The following is an 18067-nucleotide window of genomic DNA, read 5'->3' on the forward strand; positions in this document are numbered from 1 at the left end:
GCCGGTGCGTTTCGGCCTTTCGGCTTCTTCGCGGTTCCAACCTTACCAGATCCGTTCGGCGTTTCCGCTTTCCGTTTCCGGCTCCCTGCTGGAGCGGGACGGCCGTCCGGCTTTCGCTTTCCGGCCTTTCCGACTCTATCAGATCCGTTTTGCAATCCGCTTCCGGATCGAATTCGCTTCCGATAACCCGTCGGAGGGTTTTGCCTTTCGGCTGATTCCGACTTTATCAGATTACTCCGGGTCGGAATTCCGCGCCGGTCGGGGTGGCCGCCGGACGCGTTGACGTACCGGGGTTCCCCTTCAGGCGGAGACGTAAACCTACTGGAGCGGGGCGCCCGGATGCAAATCCGGTTGCCCCGCTCCCCGTACGTGTGTACGCGCGCCCGTGAGGGATCAGACCTCGACGACCACCGGCAGGATCATCGGGCGCCGGCGGAAGTTGTCGGAGACCCACTTGCCGACCGCGCGGCGGACCAGCTGCTGGAGCTGGTGGGGCTCCGCGACGCCGTCCTGGGCGGCCTTCGCCAGCGCCTCGTCGATCTTGGGGATCACGGCGGCGAAGTCCGAGTCGTCGATGCCGGAGCCGCGGGCCTGGATGTGCGGACCGCCGACGATCTTGCCCGTACTGGAGTCCACAACCAGGAACACCGAGATGATGCCCTCGTCGCCGAGGATGCGGCGGTCCTTGAGGGAGGACTCGGTGACATCGCCGACCGAGAGGCCGTCGACGTACACGTACCCCGCGTGCACCTTGCCGACGATCTTGGCGACGCCGTCGACCAGGTCGACGACCACACCGTCCTCGGCGATGACGATCCGGTCCTTGGGCACCCCGGTCAGCGCGCCCAGCTCGGCGTTGGCGCGCAGGTGGCGCCATTCGCCGTGCACCGGCATGAGGTTCTTCGGCTTGCAGATGTTGTAGAAGTACAGCAGCTCGCCGGCCGAGGCGTGGCCCGAGACGTGCACCTTGGCGTTGCCCTTGTGGACGACGTTGGCGCCCCAGCGGGTCAGGCCGTTGATCACGCGGTAGACCGCGTTCTCGTTGCCGGGGATCAGCGACGACGCCAGGATCACCGTGTCGCCCGGGACGATGCGGATCTGGTGGTCGCGGTTGGCCATCCGGGACAGCGCCGCCATCGGCTCGCCCTGGGAACCCGTGCAGACCAGCACGACCTCGTCGTCCGGCAGGTCGTCGAGGGTCTTGACGTCGACGACCAGTCCGGCCGGGACCTTCAGGTAGCCCAGTTCGCGGGCGATGCCCATGTTGCGGACCATCGAGCGGCCGACGAAGGCGACCCGGCGGCCGTACTCGTGCGCCGCGTCCAGGATCTGCTGGATGCGGTGCACATGGCTGGCGAAGCTGGCCACGATGATGCGCTTCTGCGCGCTCGCGAAGACCGTGCGCAGCACACCGGAAATGTCGCGCTCGGGCGGCACGAACCCGGGGACCTCGGCGTTCGTGGAGTCGGACAGCAGGAGGTCGATGCCCTCCTCGCCCAGCTTCGCGAACGTCGGCAGGTCGGTCAGCCGGCGGTCCAGCGGGAGCTGGTCCATCTTGAAGTCGCCGGTGTGCACGACCATGCCCGCGGGGGTGCGGATCGCGACCGCGAGGGCGTCCGGGATGGAGTGGTTGACCGCGACGAACTCGCAGTCGAAGGGACCGAGAGCCTCCCGGTCGCCTTCCTTGACCTCCAGCGTGTACGGCCGGATGCGGTGCTCCTGGAGCTTCGCCTCGATGAGGGCGAGGGTCAGCTTGGAGCCGATCAGCGGAATGTCCGGCTTCTCGCGCAGCAGGTAGGGGACGCCGCCGATGTGATCCTCGTGGCCGTGCGTGAGCACGATGCCGTCGATGTCGTCGAGGCGGTCCCTGATGGACGAGAAGTCCGGCAGGATCAGGTCGATTCCGGGCTGCTCCTCCTCCGGGAAAAGCACTCCGCAGTCGACGATCAGCAGCCGGCCTCCGTATTCGAAGACCGTCATGTTGCGGCCGATCTCGCCCAGGCCGCCGAGGGGGGTGACGCGCAGGCCGCCCTTGGGAAGCTTCGGCGGCGCGCCGAGCTCAGGATGCGGATGACTCAAAAGACTCTCCTCACCACACGCGCCACGTCGCCCTGGGGCACACGTGGCGCGCATGACATTCGTGCACTTGCGGTTTGGCGGTTGTTTTCCGTATTCAGTTGTGAAGTCTGTGGTTACAGATGTACCCCGCCGGCGGCGAGATCGCGCTTGAGCTGCTCCGTCTCCTCCGCGGACAGCTCCACGAGCGGCAGGCGCAGCGGCCCGGCGGGCAGGCCCTGGAGACCGAGCGCGGCCTTGGTCGTGATGACGCCCTGGGTGCGGAACATGCCGGTGAAGACCGGCAGCAGCTTCTGGTGGATCTCGGTGGCCTTGGTGACGTCACCGTGCAGGTGGGCGTCGAGCAGCGCGCGCAGCTCCGGGGTGACGACGTGGCCCACGACCGAGACGAAACCGACGGCGCCCACGGACAGCAGCGGGAGGTTGAGCATGTCGTCGCCGCTGTACCACGCGAGGTTCGAGCGCGCGATGGCCCAGCTGGCGCGGCCCAGGTCGCCCTTGGCGTCCTTGTTGGCGACGATGCGCGGGTGCTCGGCCAGGCGCACCATGGTCTCGGTGTTGATCGGGACGCCGCTGCGGCCGGGGATGTCGTAGAGCATGACCGGCAGGTCGGTGGCGTCCGCGATGGCGGTGAAGTGCCGGAAGAGACCTTCCTGCGGGGGCTTGCTGTAGTACGGCGTGACGGCGAGCAGGCCGTGCGCGCCGGCGTCGCGCGCGGCGCGGGCCAGCTCCAGGCTGTGGTCGGTGTCGTTGGTGCCGGCTCCGGCAACGACGAAGGCACGGTCTCCGACCGCGTCCACCACGGCCCGGACCAGCTGGGCTTTTTCCGCATCGCTGGTGGTCGGGGACTCGCCGGTGGTGCCGTTGACGACGAGGCCGTCGTTGCCGGAGTCCACCAGGTGCGCGGCGAGCTGCTGCGCGCCGTCGAGATCGAGAGCGCCATCCGCCGTGAACGGCGTGACCATGGCGGTCAGCACCCGCCCGAAGGGGGTCTGCGGTGTGGAAGTCGGAGCCATGGGTCCCACGCTACTCGTAGCGCACCTCGGGTCGCGCCCCTGGGGAGCCGGGATGTGGACTCCGGCACTGCTTGCTCGGGGGTTCAAGCAGTGCCGGGTCCGTTTCTTCAGCGTAGATGAACTTCTCAAAATGCCGCAATACGGACACCTGGCACGTCTGTGCGGTCCGGTACGGCTCCGGCGGCGGCCCGCCGCCCCGCACCGCGGTACGGCGGGCCGCCGCGGGCACCGCCGCCTTACGGGGCGATACGGCCGTTGGCGTTGAACGCGGCATGGGTGAGCGGCATCAGGCGCGCCCAGTGAGCCTCCATCTGCTCGCCGACCATCTCGATCTCGCGCTGCGGGAAGGACGGCACGGCCGCGAGCTCGTGCTGCGTGCGCAGGCCCAGGAAGTGCATGAGCGAACGGGCGTTGCAGGTCGCGTACATGGAGGAGAACAGACCGACGGGCAGGACCGAGCGGGCTACCTCGCGGGCCACACCGGCGGCCAGCATCTCCTCATAGGCGGCGTACGCCTGGCGGTAGGACTCCTCCATGGTCTTGCTCGCCAGCGCGTGCTGCTCGGGGGTGCCCGCGACGAACTCGTACTTCCCGGGGCGGCCCTGCTGGACCAGCTTGCGCGACTCGGAGGGGACGTAGAACGTCGGCTCCAGCTGACGGTAGCGGCCGGACTCCTCGTTGTACGACCAGCCGACGCGGTGCCGCATGAACTCGCGGAAGACGAAGATCGGCGCACTGATGAAGAAGGTCATCGAGTTGTGCTCGAAGGGGCTGCCGTGCCGGTCCCGCATCAGGAAGTTGATCAGGCCCTTGGAGCGCTCGGGGTCCTTCTGCAGTTCCTCCAGCGACTGCTCGCCGGCGGTGGAGACGCGGGCCGCCCACAGGACGTCGCTGTCCGCGGCGCTGTGCTTGACCAGCTCGACCGTCACCTCGCTCCGGAAGCTCGGGGCCGGACCTTCGGAGCTTTGGACGCTCTCGTCGGGGGTAGAGGGGGACACCAGCGGTTCCTTCCGTTCATTCCACGTGGCGCGCCCCAGCCTACGGCCCGCCACCGACAGTCCAGGAATTGCGGCGAGATACCGCGTAACGTACAAAAACGGACACCGTTTCGTCCGGCTCGAACCGCGGTTGATATTTTTCACAGAAGTTGCGGAAAACGGGCACCAAACGGACGCGACAGTCGTCTAACCCTGTGACAGTGCCCACTTCGAGGTTCCAAGGAGAGCCCGCTCATGTTCCGCCGGCGAGAGCCCGTGCCGTTCGCCTTCGTCGCCGAGGCCGATCGGTTCCGCAGCAATGTCGCGCCCCCGCCCCGAGAACGCGTCAGTCGTGCCCAGCTCGCGGGCCGCTCACTGATCGGCCTGACGGTCGTCGGCGGTCTCGCCGGCGCCCTGCTGTTCGGCGTTCCGGCCCTCCAGCAGGAGACCGCCGGTGTCGGCACGCACCAATCGGAGGCGGCGCACGGCCGCTGACCCGGCCGGGCGGCACGCGCACACGACACCGCGCGTGCCGCCGCGCACGAAGTGGTTCCGGCACGTAAGTCCCGATAACCTCACCGGTCACAGCCTTCATCCGCGTGCCCTGGAGTGAGGACCCGCCGTGCCCCTGACCTTCCTGACGGCCGACCGCGACCTCGACGACCAGGCCGTCGAAGCGGCCCCGCTGCCCCATGCCGGGCCTGATCACTGGCGCCGTCCCTACCGTCCGGGCCCTGGGCGGGTGGGGGCGGCGGCCGTGTTTCTGCTGCTGGCCTCGTTCGTCCTGCTGTCCGCGGTGATCATCGTGGCCGCGGGCGCGCTGCCCGCCGCCGCGGTCTGCGTCGGCGTCGCACTCCTGATCATCGCGCTGGCGGTGCGCTTCCTGCGGGTGGGCGTGTGGGTGAGCGCCCACGGCCTGCGGCAGGTGGAGTTGCTGCGGACGACGACGCTGCGCTGGAGCGAGGTGGCCGTCGTCCGTACCGCCCAGCGGCCGGTGCGCTGGCTGGGCCTGCCGCGGACGGTGCAGGGCCAGGCGCTGGTCGTCGAGCGGCAGGGCGGCACCGCGCTGCGCACGCTCGTCACGGACCGCAACGGTGACTTCATGGGGCGGCCCGAGGCGTTCGAGCGGGCCGCTGACGTGCTGGAGGCGTGGGCGGCGGAGTACCGCCGGTAGGGACACGCCTCGAGGCCGGCTCCTGGCTCGGAACCGGCCCCGGTCGGCGATCCGCCCGTACGCCTCAGGTCGCGCCCGTACGGCTCAGACCCGTACCGGCTTGCCGTCGTGCAGCGCGATGGCCCGCTGCATCGCCTTGCGGGCCCGCGGTGTGTCCCGCGCGTCGTGGTAGGCGACGGCCAGCCGGAACCAGGTGCGCCAGTCCTCCGGCGCCTGCTCCGTCTCGGCGCGCCGCCGGTCGAAGACCTCGTCGGCGGAGTCCCGGTCGATACGCCCGCCCGGGGTGCGCCGGAGTTCGTCGACCGGCAGTCCGCCCTCGGCCTCCAGCTCGCGCGCGAGGCGGCCGGCCTTGCGCGCGAACTGGGTGGTGTGCCAGAGGAACCACAGTCCGATGAACGGCAGGATCAGGACGGCGACGCCGAACGCGACGGTCAGCGCGGTGCCCTGCTCGATGAGCAGGACGCCGCGGCTGCCGACGAGGACGAAGTAGACGACCAGGACCGCCGCGAGGACGCAGTAAGTGATCTTTGCTCGCACGCTCGGTCCCGTCAGCCCAGGTCGAGGAAGTTCTCCAGGCCCACGGTCAGGCCGGGAGTGACCACCACGCGGCGCGCGCCGAGCAGGATGCCCGGCATGAAGCTGCTGTGGTGGAGCGAGTCGTGGCGGATGGTGAGGGTCTCCCCCACCCCGCCGAGCAGCACCTCCTGGTGGGCCAGGAGGCCGCGCAGCCGTACGGAGTGGACGGGGATGCCGTCCACGTCCGCACCGCGGGCACCGTCCAGCGCGCTGCTCGTGGCGTCCGGCTGCGGCGGGCAGTCCGCCGCGGCGCGGGCCTCGGCGATCAGCTTGGCCGTACGGGCCGCGGTGCCCGAGGGGGCGTCGGCCTTGTTCGGGTGGTGCAGCTCGATGACCTCGGCCGACTCGAAGAACCGGGCGGCCTGCTGGGCGAACCGCATGGTCAGCACCGCGCCGATGGAGAAGTTCGGGGCGATGAGCACGCCCGTACGGGGCGACGCGTCGAGCCAGCCGCGCAGCCGCGCGAGGCGCTCGTCGGTCCAGCCGGTGGTGCCGACGACGCCGTGGATGCCGTTGCGGACGCAGAACTCCAGGTTGCCCATGACCGCGTCGGGGTGGGTCAGCTCGACCGCCACCTGCGCCCCGGCCTCGGTCAGGCTCTCCATCTTGTCGCCCCGCCCGAGGGCGGCGACCAGTTCCATGTCCTCGGCGGCCTCGACCGCCCGTACGGCCTCGGAGCCGATGCGCCCCTTGGCCCCGATGACCGCCACGCGCAGCTTGCTCATCGTTCCCGCTCTCTCTTCCTCGTAGCCCTGGTACGCAGGTCAGGCGACCGCGTCGTGCAGCCGCTGCGCCTGCCGGTCCTTCAGCGGGCCGATCGCGGACAGCGAGGGACGCTGTCCCAGTACATCGCGTGCCAGTTCCCGGACCTCGTCCGGGGTGACCGCCGCTATCCGCGCCAGCATGTCGTCGACCGACATCTGGGCGCCCCAGCACAGCTCGCTCTTGCCGATGCGGTTCATCAGCGCGCCGGTGTCCTCCAGGCCCAGGACCGTCGAACCGCGCAGCTGGCCTATCGCGCGGCGGATCTCGTCGTCGGTCAGGCCCTCGGACGCCACCTGGTCGAGCTGGTCGCGGCAGATCTTCAGTACGTCGTCGACCTGGCTGGGGCGGCAGCCCGCGTACACGCCGAACAGGCCGCAGTCGGCGTAGCCGGAGGTGTACGAATACACGCTGTAGGCCAGGCCGCGCTTCTCCCGTACCTCCTGGAAGAGGCGGGAGCTCATACCGCCGCCGAGGGCGGTGTTCAGTACGCCCATGGCCCAGCGGCGCTCGTCGGTGCGGGCCAGGCCCGGCACGCCGAGGATCACGTGGGCCTGCTCGGACTTGCGGTTGAGCAGTTCCACGCGGCCGGCCGTACGGATCCGGCGGGAGCCGTCGCGGGGGGCCGTCGGGGTGGCGTCCGTACGGTCGAGGGCACCGGCCTTCTCGAAGGCGGCGCGGACCATGCGGACGACCTTGGCGTGGTCGACGTTGCCGGCGGCGGCGACGACCAGGCGGGTCGGGTCGTAGTGCTTCTTGTAGAAGCGGCGGATGCGCTCGGGGGTGAGGGCGTTGACCGTGTCGACGGAGCCGAGGACGGGGCGGCCGAGGGGGGTGTCGCCGAGCATCGTGTGCGCGAACAGGTCGTGCACACAGTCGCCCGGGTCGTCCTCGGTCATGGCGATCTCTTCGAGGATCACGCCGCGCTCGGCCTCGACGTCCTCCGCCTCGATCAGCGAGCCGGTCAGCATGTCGCAGACCACGTCGATGGCGAGCGGCAGGTCGGTGTCCAGCACCCGCGCGTAGTAGCAGGTGTACTCCTTCGCCGTGAAGGCGTTCATCTCGCCGCCGACCTCGTCGATGGCGGCGGAGATGTCCAGCGCGCTGCGCTTCCCGGTGCCCTTGAAGAGCAGGTGCTCCAGGTAGTGCGTGGCGCCGTTCAGCGAGGGGGTCTCGTCGCGGGAGCCGACGTGCGCCCAGATGCCGAAGGTCACGGAGCGTACGGAGGGCAGGGTCTCGGTGACCACGCGCAGGCCGCCGGGCAGGACCGTCTTGCGGACCGTGCCGGCGCCGGCGGTGCCTTTGAGAAGCGTTTGGGTACGGGCGACGGCCCGCCCCTCCGAAGAGGTGCGGGCCGTCGTCCGTGAGCTACGGGACGTCACTTGGCGGCGTCGTCCTTCGCCTCGTCCTCGCCCTCGATGACCGGAGCCAGCGACAGCTTGCCGCGCTGGTCGATCTCGGCGATCTCCACCTGGACCTTGGCGCCCACGGCGAGCACGTCCTCGACGTTCTCCACGCGCTTGCCGCCGGCCAGCTTGCGGATCTGCGAGATGTGCAGCAGACCGTCCTTGCCCGGGAGCAGGGAGACGAACGCACCGAAGGTGGTGGTCTTGACGACCGTGCCCAGGTAGCGCTCGCCGACCTCCGGCATGGTCGGGTTGGCGATGCCGTTGATCGTGGCGCGGGCGGCCTCGGCGGCCGGGCCGTCGGCGGCACCGATGTAGATGGTGCCGTCGTCCTCGATCGTGATGTCGGCGCCGGTGTCCTCCTGGATCTGGTTGATCATCTTGCCCTTGGGGCCGATGACCTCACCGATCTTGTCCACCGGGATCTTGACGGTGATGATGCGCGGCGCGTTCGGGGACATCTCGTCCGGAACGTCGATCGCCTCGTTCATCACGTCCAGGATGTGCAGACGCGCGTCGCGGGCCTGCTTGAGGGCCGCGGCCAGCACGGACGCCGGGATGCCGTCCAGCTTGGTGTCCAGCTGCAGGGCGGTGACGAACTGCTTCGTACCGGCGACCTTGAAGTCCATGTCACCGAACGCGTCCTCCGCACCGAGGATGTCGGTGAGGGTGACGTAGTGGGTCTTGCCGTCGATCTCCTGGGAGATCAGGCCCATGGCGATACCGGCGACCGGGGCCTTCAGGGGCACACCGGCGTTCAGCAGCGACATGGTGGAGGCGCAGACCGAGCCCATCGAGGTGGAGCCGTTGGAGCCGAGCGCCTCGGAGACCTGGCGGATGGCGTACGGGAACTCCTCGCGGGTCGGCAGCACCGGCACCAGCGCGCGCTCGGCGAGCGCGCCGTGGCCGATCTCGCGGCGCTTGGGCGAACCCACGCGGCCGGTCTCACCGGTGGAGTACGGCGGGAAGTTGTAGTTGTGCATGTAGCGCTTGCGGGTCACCGGGGAGAGGGTGTCCAGCTGCTGCTCCATGCGGAGCATGTTCAGGGTGGTGACGCCCAGGATCTGGGTCTCGCCACGCTCGAACAGGGCCGAGCCGTGCACCCGCGGGATGGCCTCGACCTCGGCGGCGAGCGTACGGATGTCCGTCACGCCACGGCCGTCGATGCGGACCTGCTCCTTGATGACGCGCTCGCGCACCAGGGTCTTGGTCAGCGCGCGGTAGGCGGCGGAGATCTCCTTCTCGCGGCCCTCGAACTCCGGCAGCAGCTTCTCGGCGGCCAGCGCCTTGACACGGTCCAGCTCGGACTCGCGCTCCTGCTTGCCGGCGATGGTCAGGGCCTGGGCCAGCTCGCCCTTGACGGCCTTGGTCAGCGCCTCCAGGACGTCGTCCTGGAAGTCGAGGAAGATCGGGAACTCGCCGACCGGCTTCGCGGCCTTGGCGGCCAGGTCCGACTGGGCCCGGCACAGCACCTTGATGAAGGGCTTGGCGGCCTCCAGACCGGCGGCGACGACCTCCTCGGTGGGGGCCTCGGCGCCGTCCTTGACCAGCTGGATGGTCTTCTCGGTGGCCTCCGCCTCGACCATCATGATCGCGACGTCGCCGTCCGGCAGGACACGGCCGGCCACGACCATGTCGAAGACGGCGTCCTCCAGCTCGGTGTGGGTCGGGAAGGCGACCCACTGGCCGTTGATCAGGGCGACCCGGGTGCCGCCGATCGGGCCGGAGAAGGGCAGGCCGGCCAGCTGCGTGGAGCAGGAGGCGGCGTTGATGGCGACCACGTCGTAGAGGTGGTCGGGGTTGAGCGCCATGATCGTCTCGACGATCTGGATCTCGTTGCGCAGGCCCTTCTTGAAGGAGGGGCGCAGCGGCCGGTCGATCAGGCGGCAGGTGAGGATCGCGTCCTCGGAGGGCCGGCCCTCACGGCGGAAGAAGGAGCCGGGGATCTTCCCGGCGGCATACATCCGCTCCTCGACGTCCACGGTCAGCGGGAAGAAGTCCAGCTGGTCCTTGGGGTTCTTCGAAGCGGTGGTGGCCGACAGCACCATGGTGTCGTCGTCCAGGTACGCAACGGCGGAGCCGGCGGCCTGCTTGGCCAGGCGGCCCGTCTCGAAGCGGATGGTGCGGGTGCCGAAGGAGCCGTTGTCGATGACGGCCTCGGCGTAGTGGGTCTCGTTCTCCACCAGGGATATCTCCTCGTCTGCGTCCGCCGCCCGTGTGGCTGCGGACCTTCGTCGGTGGAGCGCCGGAATTGCGGGCCGGTCTTCGATCGAAGCACCCGGATACGGGGCCGCGCGGTCGTCCGCGTGCCATCCGGGGGCCACTACCGAGGACCGGCGGCTGAAGGGCGCCCCACCTCGTTCGCTATGGCGTTATGGGACCAGACTACAAAGTCCGGGTCCACCGGGCAGTGGACCGGACGTCCGGTGCGTACGGCAAAGGGAGCGGCCCCCGGGTGTGGGAACCGCTCCCTTCACGTCGTCTTACTTGGCGCCCGCCGCACCGCGGCGGATGCCCAGGCGCTCGACCAGCGCGCGGAAGCGCGTGATGTCCTTCTTCGCCAGGTACTGCAGCAGGCGGCGGCGCTGGCCGACCAGCAGCAGCAGACCACGGCGGGAGTGGTGGTCGTGCTTGTGGGTCTTCAGGTGCTCGGTCAGGTCCGAGATGCGGCGGGAGAGCAGCGCGACCTGGACCTCGGGGGAGCCGGTGTCGCCCTCCTTGGTACCGAACTCGGCCATGATCTGCTTCTTCGTGGCGGCGTCGAGCGACACGCGTACTCCTTGGGTGTTCCTGGCCTGCGAGCGCCCCTGGATCGTCTTCACAGGGAATCTTCGATTACTCGACCTAGGCCATCACACAGAGTACCAGCTGCGCACCGGCCCCCTGACCGGGCGGTCAGGGGGCCGGTCGTACGGGTGACCCCGCGTGGTGCGGGTGTCATCCGTACGAGGAGCTTTTCCGGGCTCCTACGAGGCTACGGGGCCACGGGGGTGCGTACGGGGCGCGGGCCTACGAGGAGCTGGTCAGGCCGCGCACGGTGCCGTACACGTCCAGCACCGCCAGGCACAGCGGCACCAGCGACAGCAGGACGACGCCGTCGAAGATGTCGAAGAGCCGGCCCCAGAAGGGGGTGACGCCCTTCTTCGGGACGATCAGGCCCACACCGACCAGGACGGCGGCGCCGGCCGCGATGCTGGCGGAGAACCAGACCGTACGGATGTTGAGCGGCCCGGCGTCCCCGAAGCGCGCGAGGTCCATGAGGATGTCCGTCGGCGGGTGCAGCGAGATGCCCAGGACGAGCAGCACGATCGTCAGGATGCCGGCCACCGTCAGGCAGGCGACCTGCGCGGTGTAGTCGAAGAGCCGGGCGCGCAGCATGATCGTGATGCCCGCGGCCAGCGCCAGCAGCTGCGCCCAGACGTTGTCGGAGAAGCCGAGGACGACGCCGGCCGCGCCGACGACCAGGGCGGAGCAGCCCGCGACCAGGCCGAGCAGCAGTTCGTGGCCGCGCTTGGCCTGGTTGCCGATCCGGACGAAGTCCACCGACTCGGTCATCGCGTCCTGGTCGCCGTCGTGCGGGCCCTTGGCGATCTGGTCGGGGGACTTGTAGCCGATGGGCAGCCGGGCGAAGCGCGAGGACAGGCTGGGCAGCCAGGCGACGACCGCGATGGCGACGATGGCGGTGACCGCGGCGACCTCGCGCGGCTCGGCCTCGGTGAGGATGGACGCGAAGACCGCGAGGGTGCCGATGCTGGCCAGGAAGGCGGCGGCCACGAAGGGCGCGTCGCCGCGCGGCAGCAGCACCACGAGCAGCACGGACGCGATCAGCACGGTCACGCAGCCGACCAGGAACTGCAGGCGGCCCGGGCCCTCGCCGTCGGCGACCGGCATGATGCCGGAGCCGGCGAGCAGCAGGTGCGGCAGCGAGGCCAGGCCCAGCGCGATGGAGGAGGCGTGGTCGTCGTAGACCCTGGCCCGTACGCCGGACAGGGCGACCAGGACGATGCCGGTGACGCCCGCGATGATGCCGGGCAGGCGGTGCATGTCGCGGTCGACCGGGTTCGAGAACCACAGCGCGAACGCCATCATGACGAGCAGCAGCACGCCGGCGGTGAGGCCGACGATGTTCATCAGGTCGTCGCTCCAGCGGTTGCGGTTGCGCTTGACCGCGGAGGCGACGGCGTCCGAGACGTCGTCGAAGACGGGCAGCGGCAGCGATTCGGCGAACGGCCGCAGCAGGAGCAGGTCGCCGTCGAGGATGCGCTGCTGGGCGAGGGACTGGCCGGCGTCCAGGACCGTGCCGTCCCGGCGCACCAGGTGGTAACCGGTGGGGGCGCCCTCCGCCTGGGACTGGCCGGAGAGCCGCAGGATCTCCGGATAAATATCGACGAGTGCGACATCCTCGGGCAGTGCCACGTCGATCCGTGCGTCCGGCGCGGCGACTGTGACCCGGCAGAAGCCGGTGCCTGTAGTCGTGCTCACCTGGCGGTTCCCCCTATCCGTTGGGCAGTTTGTCGCGTGCGCGCCTTATATATAGGGGCGCCGTCGCCGTGCCTTATATATAGGGACGCCGTAACGGGACCCGGCCCGCGCTCGCGAGGCGTCAGCGTACCCCCCAATTAGGCCGCCGCCCCACCCGCCCCGGCACTTGACCGTTAACAGTAGGATCAACGCCTGCGTCGGGCCATGGACTTGGTCCGGGGGACCGTCGAACCAACGGGGGCGGTCCGAGACTGCGAGATGCATGAAGGACTGATGCCTCGGTGAGCGTTGTCATCGTCAAGCGCCCGCCCCGCGCGCTTCCACCTGAAATCCCCAGTGAGGAGTTGACGCTCGAAGCTCCTCCGGAGCTGCCTCGCGAGGGCGAGGACAACATGCTGATGAACCTCATGCCGATGATGGGCATGGCGGGTTCGGCGGGATTCTTGTTCATGGGCACCCAGCCGTTCATGAAGATCATGGGCGGCGTGATGGTGGTTTCCACCCTCGCGATGGCTATTGTCCAGATCGTCAAGGCCCGGCAAGGGCCTTCCGGGCAAATGCTCCAGGAGCGCCAGGATTACCTCAAATACCTGGCGCAGAAGCGAAAGGAAGTACGGCGCACCGCACGCAAACAGCGTGACGCGCAGCTTTTCGTCCACCCCGATCCGGGCCAATTGTGGTCGATCGTGGCCGAGGGCAAACGCGTTTGGGAACGCCGGGCATCCGATGCCGACTTCGCACAGGTACGGATGGGCCTGGGCCCGCAGCAGCTGGCGACGCCCCTGAAGGCCCCGGAGACCGCGCCGGTCGACGAGCTGGAGCCGCTCACCGCGCACGCGATGAAGGAATTCCTCGACAAGCACGGGCATTTGGACTCGCTGCCGCTCGCGGTCTCGCTGCGCGCCTTCTACCACCTGACGATCTCGGGCGAACCGGACACCGTGTACGGGTCCGCGCGCGCCATCCTCGCGCAGCTGTGCACACTGCACTCGCCGGAGGACCTGGTGGTGGCCGTGGTGGCCGCGCCGGGCGCGCAGGCCGAGTGGGAGTGGACCAAGTGGCTCCCGCACGTCCAGGACAAGACCACCGACGGCGCCGGCACCCGGCGGCTGGTGGTCGGCGACCTGGGCGAGATCGAGGAGCTGCTGGCCGACGAGCTGGAGGGCCGCGGCCGGTTCAACCCGCAGGGCACGCCGGTGACCGACACCCCGCACGTGGTGGTCGTGCTGGACGCCGGCGACGTGCCGGTGGACTCGGTGATCGCCGGGGCCGAGGGCCTGCAGGGCGTGACGATCCTGGAGATCGTGCCGGGCGAGCTGGACGAGATCCGCGGCGGTCTGGCCGTACAGGTGTGGCCGGGCAAGCTGGTGCTGGAGTCGGCGGGCGGCGCGGTCTACAACGGCACCGTGGACACCCTGTCGGTCTCCGAGGCGGAGTCGCTGGCGCGCCAGCTCGCGCCGCTGCGGGCCGGTTCGGGCGCCGACGGCGAGGAGCCGCTGCTGTCCAACCTGGACTTCACGGACCTGATGAACATCGGCGACGCCGGTTCGGTGGACGTCTCGCGCACCTGGCGCCCGCGCACGCTGCACGAGCGGCTGCGCGTGCCGATCGGTGTCGACCGGGACGGCCAGCCCGTCATGCTGGACATCAAGGAGGCCTCGCAGGAGGGCATGGGCCCGCACGGCCTGTGCGTCGGCGCGACCGGTTCCGGCAAGTCCGAGGTGCTGCGCACCCTGGTGCTCGCACTGGCGGTCACCCACTCCTCGGAGACGCTCAACTTCATCCTCGCGGACTTCAAGGGTGGCGCCACCTTCACCGGTATGTCCGACATGCCGCACGTGGCGGCGGTCATCACCAACCTGGCCGACGACGTCAGCCTGATCGACCGCATGCGCGACTCGATCACCGGTGAGCTGCAGCGCCGTCAGGAGCTGCTGCGCTCGGCGGGCAACTACGCCAACATCACCGACTACGAGAAGGCCCGCGCGGCCGGCGCCCCGCTGGACCCGCTGCCCTCGCTGGTGATGGTGCTCGACGAGTTCTCCGAGCTGCTGACCGCCAAGCCGGACTTCATCGACATGTTCATCCAGATCGGCCGGATCGGCCGTTCGATGGGTGTGCACATGCTGCTCGCCTCGCAGCGCCTGGAAGAGGGCAAGCTGCGCGGCCTGGACACGTTCCTGTCCTACCGGCTGGGTCTGCGGACGTTCTCCGCGGCCGAGTCCCGTACGGCGATCGGCGTGCCGGACGCCTACCACCTGCCCAACGTCCCGGGTTCCGGCATCCTGAAGTACGACACCGAGACGATGGTGCAGTTCAAGGCCGCGTACGTGTCCGGTCCGTACCGCGGGCCCGGGGCCGCCGGGGGCGGCGGTGGCGGCCGTACGAACCGGATGCCGGTGCCGTTCACCGCGTCGCCGGTGCTGGCGCCGATCGTCGAGGAGATCATCGCCGAGGAGCCGTCGCTCGCCGACCAGCAGGACGACGCGCTCGCCGACACCGTCCTGGACGTGATCGTCCAGCGGATGCAGGGCCAGGGCCCGCCGGCGCACCAGGTGTGGCTGCCGCCGCTGGACGAGTCGCCCACCGTCAACCAGCTGCTGCCGGCGCTCGCGGTCACGCCCGAGCGGGGCGTGCACGCCCCGGAGTACACGGCGCTCGGCAAGCTGGTCGTGCCGGTCGCGCTCGTGGACAAGCCGTTCGAGCAGCGGCGTGACGTGATGTACCTGGACTTCTCCGCGGGCGCCGGTCACGGCCTGGTCGTCGGTGGTCCGCAGTCCGGCAAGTCGACGCTGATCCGGTCCGCCATGGCGGGCTTCGCGCTCACCCACACCCCGGCCGAGGTGCAGTTCTACTGCCTCGACTTCGGTGGCGGCGGCATGCTGGCCCTGGAGGACCTGCCGCACGTCGGCGGTGTCGCCTCCCGTCTGGACGCGGAGAAGGTCCGCCGTACGGTCGCCGAGGTCGTCGGCATCCTCAACGAGCGGGAGGAGTTCTTCCGCGCCAACTCCATCGACTCCATGGGGACCTACCGCCAGCGGCGTGCCGCCGGCGCGTTCCCCGACCAGAAGTGGGGCGATGTCTTCCTCGTCATCGACGGCTGGGGCACCTTCAAGACCGACTACGAGCAGCTCGACCCGGTCATCCTGGACATCGCCAGCCGCGGTCTGGGCTTCGGCATCCACCTGGTCCTCGGCGCCTCCCGCTACACCGAGGTGCGGCCGGCGCTGCGCGACCAGCTCCTCAACCGCGTCGAGCTGCGGCTCGGCGACCCGATGGAGTCGGAGTTCGACCGCAAGCGCGCGGAGAACGTGCCGATGGGCCGCCCCGGCCGCGGTCTGTCCCCGGAGAAGCTGGACTACCTGGCGGCGCTGCCCCGTATCGACGGCGTCCAGGAGCCGGAGAGCCTCAGCGACGGCATGGCGCACCTGGTGGCCACCGTCAAGGAGCACTGGCAGGGCGAGCCCGCCCCGAAGGTGCGGATGCTGCCGACGCTGCTCCCGGCGAGCGACCTGCCCAAGGGCGGCGACTACCCGGAGCACGGCATCGCGATCGGTGTCGACGAGACCACGCTGTCGCCGGCGTTCATCGACTTCGAGACCGACCCGCTGCTGGTCATCTACGGCGAGAGCGAGTCCGGCAAGTCCTCGCTGCTGCGTCTGATCGCCAAGCAGATCTCGGAGCGCTACCCGTCGGACAAGGCGCTCATGGTGGTCTCCGACTACCGGCGCGCGCTGCTCGGCGAGATCCCCGAGAGCCACATGTACAAGTACTGCGCCGCGGGACCGCAGCTCCAGGAGGTCATCACCGGGCTCGCCGGTTCCCTGGGCCGCCGGATGCCGGGGCCGGACGTCACGCCGGAGCAGCTGCGCAACCGCAGCTGGTACGACCTGCCCGACGCGTTCGTGATCGTGGACGACTACGACCTGGTGGCGACCAGCAGCGGCAACCCGCTGCAGCCGCTGCTGGAGTACCTGCCGTTCGCCCGCGACCTGGGTCTGCGTCTGATCCTGGCGCGCAGCTCGTCGGGTGCCGGACGGTCCTCGTTCGAGCCGGTGATGCAGCGTACGAAGGAGCTGGGCGCCCAGGGTCTGATCCTTTCGGGTGACCCGGGCGAGGGTCCGCTGATGGGCAACCTCAAGGCGACCAGCCTGACGCCGGGCCGTGCGCAGTTCATCACGCGCAAGCGCGGGGCCCAGCTGGTGCAGACCGGCTGGCTGCCGGCGCACAGCGGCTGACGCAGGCGCCGGACGGCTCGACGGGCCGCCCGGCGCACGCAGGACGGTGGGGCGCCTCTCCCTCGGGAGGGGCGCCCCACCGGCGTTCTACGGGGCCTCTACCGGCCCGTGTGATGACGCTCCGGCTCAGCCGAAGGCGCCGTGGCGGCGGACGTCGGGTTCCTTGGCGACCTTGTTGTCGGCGCCCTTGGGGGCGGGCTGTTTCGCGGCGTCGCTTCCGGGGCCGGACTGCGAGGCGTCCTTGCCCTTCCCCTTCTCCGTCGTCTGTTCCGCTCCGGCCCCGCCGGTCTTCCTGGGGACTGCCGGATCGGCCGACGCTTGCGCCCCGGTCGGCTTGGCCGTCGGCTTCGGCGTGGCCCCGTCGGCGGCGGGCTCTCCCGTACGTACGCCCTTGGCCACGCCCGCGCCGCCCCGTGCGCTCTTCGCGTCACCGGCCCGCGGCGGGCCGAAAGGGTCGGGCCCCTGGGGGGCGTGGGAGGTCTCCCACCGGGCCGTGAGCGGGGGCCGCTGCCCCTGGCCGCCGCCCTTGCCGCCCTTGCTGCGGAAGGCGCCGCCGAGCGACGTGGCGAGCTGGCCCAGGGCCATGAAGCCGTACGCGGTCTGCGTACCGGACGACTGGCCGCCGTCGTCCTGGGAAGGGGCCGGCGCGGAGTCGTGGGCGCCGGAGCCCGCGCCCGCGTGCGCCCCCTTGTCCTCGGAGGCGGCGTTCTCCAGGTCGGCGGCGGCCAGTTCGAAGGCCGGCAGCGTCTCGTCGACGGACCGCTTGAGACGGTGCCATTCCGCCGCGAAGGCCTCGCCCGCCGGTCCCTGCCAGTTGGCCGCCGCGGCCTCGCCCACGTGCCGGTCCAGGCCCCGTACGAGGCCGTCCAGGTGCTTGCCCATGTCCCGCCAGCCGGCTGCCGCCTCGTGCAGGGCCTCGGGGTTGCGCCGCTCGGTCACCGGACCTCCCGGATCGTCTCGACCAGCTCCGCCTCGGCCGCGTCGGTGGCCACGGCGGTCTCCCTGATGCCGCCGGCCACCTCCGCCAGCCGCTCCCGCAGCTGTTCGAGGGCGCGCTCGGCCTGCTCGTACAGCTCCAGATACGGGCCGGCGGCCGCCCGCGAGCCGAACCCGTCGCACAGCGCCTCGGCGTCGGTGCGCCGTCTGAAAGCGGTCAGCTGCCGGCCCAGGTCGTCCGCGGATATCTCGAACTGCGTACCGAGCTTGTGCAGCTCCTCGGTACTGATCCGGACCTCGTCTGACATCTTTTCTCCCCGAATTGTTTGGCACTGCTCGAATGACGCGGCTCGAATGGCGCGGCGGCCTGCCGGACAAGGCCCCAGGTCTAGCACACCCGGATAGCGGCCGACCGCCGCGAGCG

Annotated in this window: 15 protein-coding genes; 4 read left to right on the top strand and 11 right to left on the bottom strand. The window is 70.2% G+C overall.

Annotation, left to right across the window (positions count from 1 at the left end):
* On the top strand, positions 1 to 283 hold a 283-nt coding region (locus tag IH45_RS1000000150270), incomplete at its 5' end, for a hypothetical protein (RefSeq protein ID WP_234440756.1).
* 110 nt (positions 284 to 393) lie between these two features.
* On the opposite strand, the gene IH45_RS0132070 is transcribed toward IH45_RS1000000150270, so the two are convergent.
* The 3 genes from IH45_RS0132070 to thyX form a co-directional block, all read right to left on the bottom strand.
* Positions 394 to 2079: a ribonuclease J gene (locus IH45_RS0132070; RefSeq protein ID WP_030676618.1), complete on the bottom strand. Its 1686-nt coding sequence runs from the start codon at positions 2077 to 2079 to the stop codon at positions 394 to 396.
* Positions 2080 to 2192: 113 nt separating this feature from the next.
* Entirely contained in the window at positions 2193 to 3092 is a 900-nt protein-coding gene (gene dapA / locus IH45_RS0132075; protein ID WP_030676620.1) for a 4-hydroxy-tetrahydrodipicolinate synthase, read from the bottom strand.
* A 236-nt stretch (positions 3093 to 3328) separates the two neighbouring features.
* Positions 3329 to 4090, bottom strand: a complete 762-nt coding sequence (thyX, locus tag IH45_RS0132080; RefSeq protein ID WP_032918725.1) for an FAD-dependent thymidylate synthase — start codon at positions 4088 to 4090, stop codon at positions 3329 to 3331.
* A gap of 234 nt (positions 4091 to 4324) precedes the next feature.
* Here thyX and IH45_RS0132085 point away from each other — a divergent pair, with 234 nt between their 5' ends.
* Both IH45_RS0132085 and IH45_RS0132090 read left to right on the top strand, forming a co-directional pair.
* Positions 4325 to 4564, top strand: coding sequence for a hypothetical protein (locus tag IH45_RS0132085; protein WP_003982657.1), 240 nt, complete (start codon positions 4325 to 4327; stop codon positions 4562 to 4564).
* 127 nt (positions 4565 to 4691) lie between these two features.
* Positions 4692 to 5243, top strand: a complete 552-nt coding sequence (locus tag IH45_RS0132090; protein ID WP_030676622.1) for a hypothetical protein — start codon at positions 4692 to 4694, stop codon at positions 5241 to 5243.
* 84 nt (positions 5244 to 5327) lie between these two features.
* Here the strand turns inward: IH45_RS0132090 and IH45_RS0132095 are convergent, their stop codons facing one another.
* The 6 genes from IH45_RS0132095 to eccD all read right to left on the bottom strand — a co-directional run bounded on the left by IH45_RS0132095 (position 5328) and on the right by eccD (position 12469).
* Complete coding sequence (locus IH45_RS0132095; RefSeq protein ID WP_030676623.1) at positions 5328 to 5780, bottom strand: tetratricopeptide repeat protein; 453 nt, start codon at positions 5778 to 5780, stop codon at positions 5328 to 5330.
* Positions 5781 to 5791: 11 nt separating this feature from the next.
* A complete protein-coding gene (gene dapB, locus IH45_RS0132100; protein WP_030676624.1) occupies positions 5792 to 6544 on the bottom strand; it encodes a 4-hydroxy-tetrahydrodipicolinate reductase in 753 nt (250 codons plus the stop codon).
* Positions 6545 to 6583: 39 nt separating this feature from the next.
* A complete protein-coding gene (locus IH45_RS0132105; protein ID WP_030676625.1) occupies positions 6584 to 7963 on the bottom strand; it encodes a M16 family metallopeptidase in 1380 nt (459 codons plus the stop codon).
* Positions 7960 to 10170, bottom strand: coding sequence for a polyribonucleotide nucleotidyltransferase (locus IH45_RS0132110; protein ID WP_030676626.1), 2211 nt, complete (start codon positions 10168 to 10170; stop codon positions 7960 to 7962). The genes IH45_RS0132105 and IH45_RS0132110 overlap by 4 nt, the downstream gene beginning before the upstream one ends.
* 300 nt (positions 10171 to 10470) lie before the next feature.
* Positions 10471 to 10758, bottom strand: coding sequence for a 30S ribosomal protein S15 (rpsO, locus tag IH45_RS0132115; protein ID WP_030676627.1), 288 nt, complete (start codon positions 10756 to 10758; stop codon positions 10471 to 10473).
* A 238-nt stretch (positions 10759 to 10996) separates the two neighbouring features.
* Positions 10997 to 12469 carry a type VII secretion integral membrane protein EccD gene (gene eccD / locus IH45_RS0132120; protein WP_030676644.1) on the bottom strand — a complete coding sequence of 491 codons (1473 nt, stop codon included), beginning with the start codon at positions 12467 to 12469 and terminating at the stop codon, positions 10997 to 10999.
* Between the two features lie 281 nt (positions 12470 to 12750).
* Between eccD and IH45_RS0132125 the strand changes: the two genes are divergently transcribed.
* Positions 12751 to 16707, top strand: coding sequence for a type VII secretion protein EccC (locus IH45_RS0132125; protein WP_030676647.1), 3957 nt, complete (start codon positions 12751 to 12753; stop codon positions 16705 to 16707).
* 126 nt (positions 16708 to 16833) lie between these two features.
* On the opposite strand, the gene IH45_RS0132130 is transcribed toward IH45_RS0132125, so the two are convergent.
* Both IH45_RS0132130 and IH45_RS0132135 read right to left on the bottom strand, forming a co-directional pair.
* The gene (locus IH45_RS0132130; RefSeq protein WP_030676650.1) at positions 16834 to 17646 is read right to left on the bottom strand and encodes a WXG100 family type VII secretion target; all 813 of its coding nucleotides are present in this window, start codon (positions 17644 to 17646) and stop codon (positions 16834 to 16836) included.
* Entirely contained in the window at positions 17643 to 17951 is a 309-nt protein-coding gene (locus IH45_RS0132135; RefSeq protein WP_030676653.1) for a hypothetical protein, read from the bottom strand. Before IH45_RS0132135 ends, IH45_RS0132130 begins: the two co-directional genes overlap by 4 nt.
* Between the last annotated feature and the right edge of the window lie 116 nt (positions 17952 to 18067).

Origin of the sequence: Streptomyces rimosus subsp. rimosus (assembly GCF_000720725.1) — a bacterium.
Lineage (GTDB): Bacteria > Actinomycetota > Actinomycetes > Streptomycetales > Streptomycetaceae > Streptomyces > Streptomyces rimosus_A.

Excerpts from the sequence above, each read along its gene's own strand:
- IH45_RS0132085 (WP_003982657.1), top strand. The coding sequence starts at position 4,325 with ATGTTCCGCCGGCGAGAGCCCGTGCCGTTCGCCTTCGTCGCCGAGGCC.
- dapA (WP_030676620.1), bottom strand. The coding sequence starts at position 3,092 with ATGGCTCCGACTTCCACACCGCAGACCCCCTTCGGGCGGGTGCTGACC.
- IH45_RS0132135 (WP_030676653.1), bottom strand. The coding sequence starts at position 17,951 with ATGTCAGACGAGGTCCGGATCAGTACCGAGGAGCTGCACAAGCTCGGT.
- dapB (WP_030676624.1), bottom strand. The coding sequence starts at position 6,544 with ATGAGCAAGCTGCGCGTGGCGGTCATCGGGGCCAAGGGGCGCATCGGC.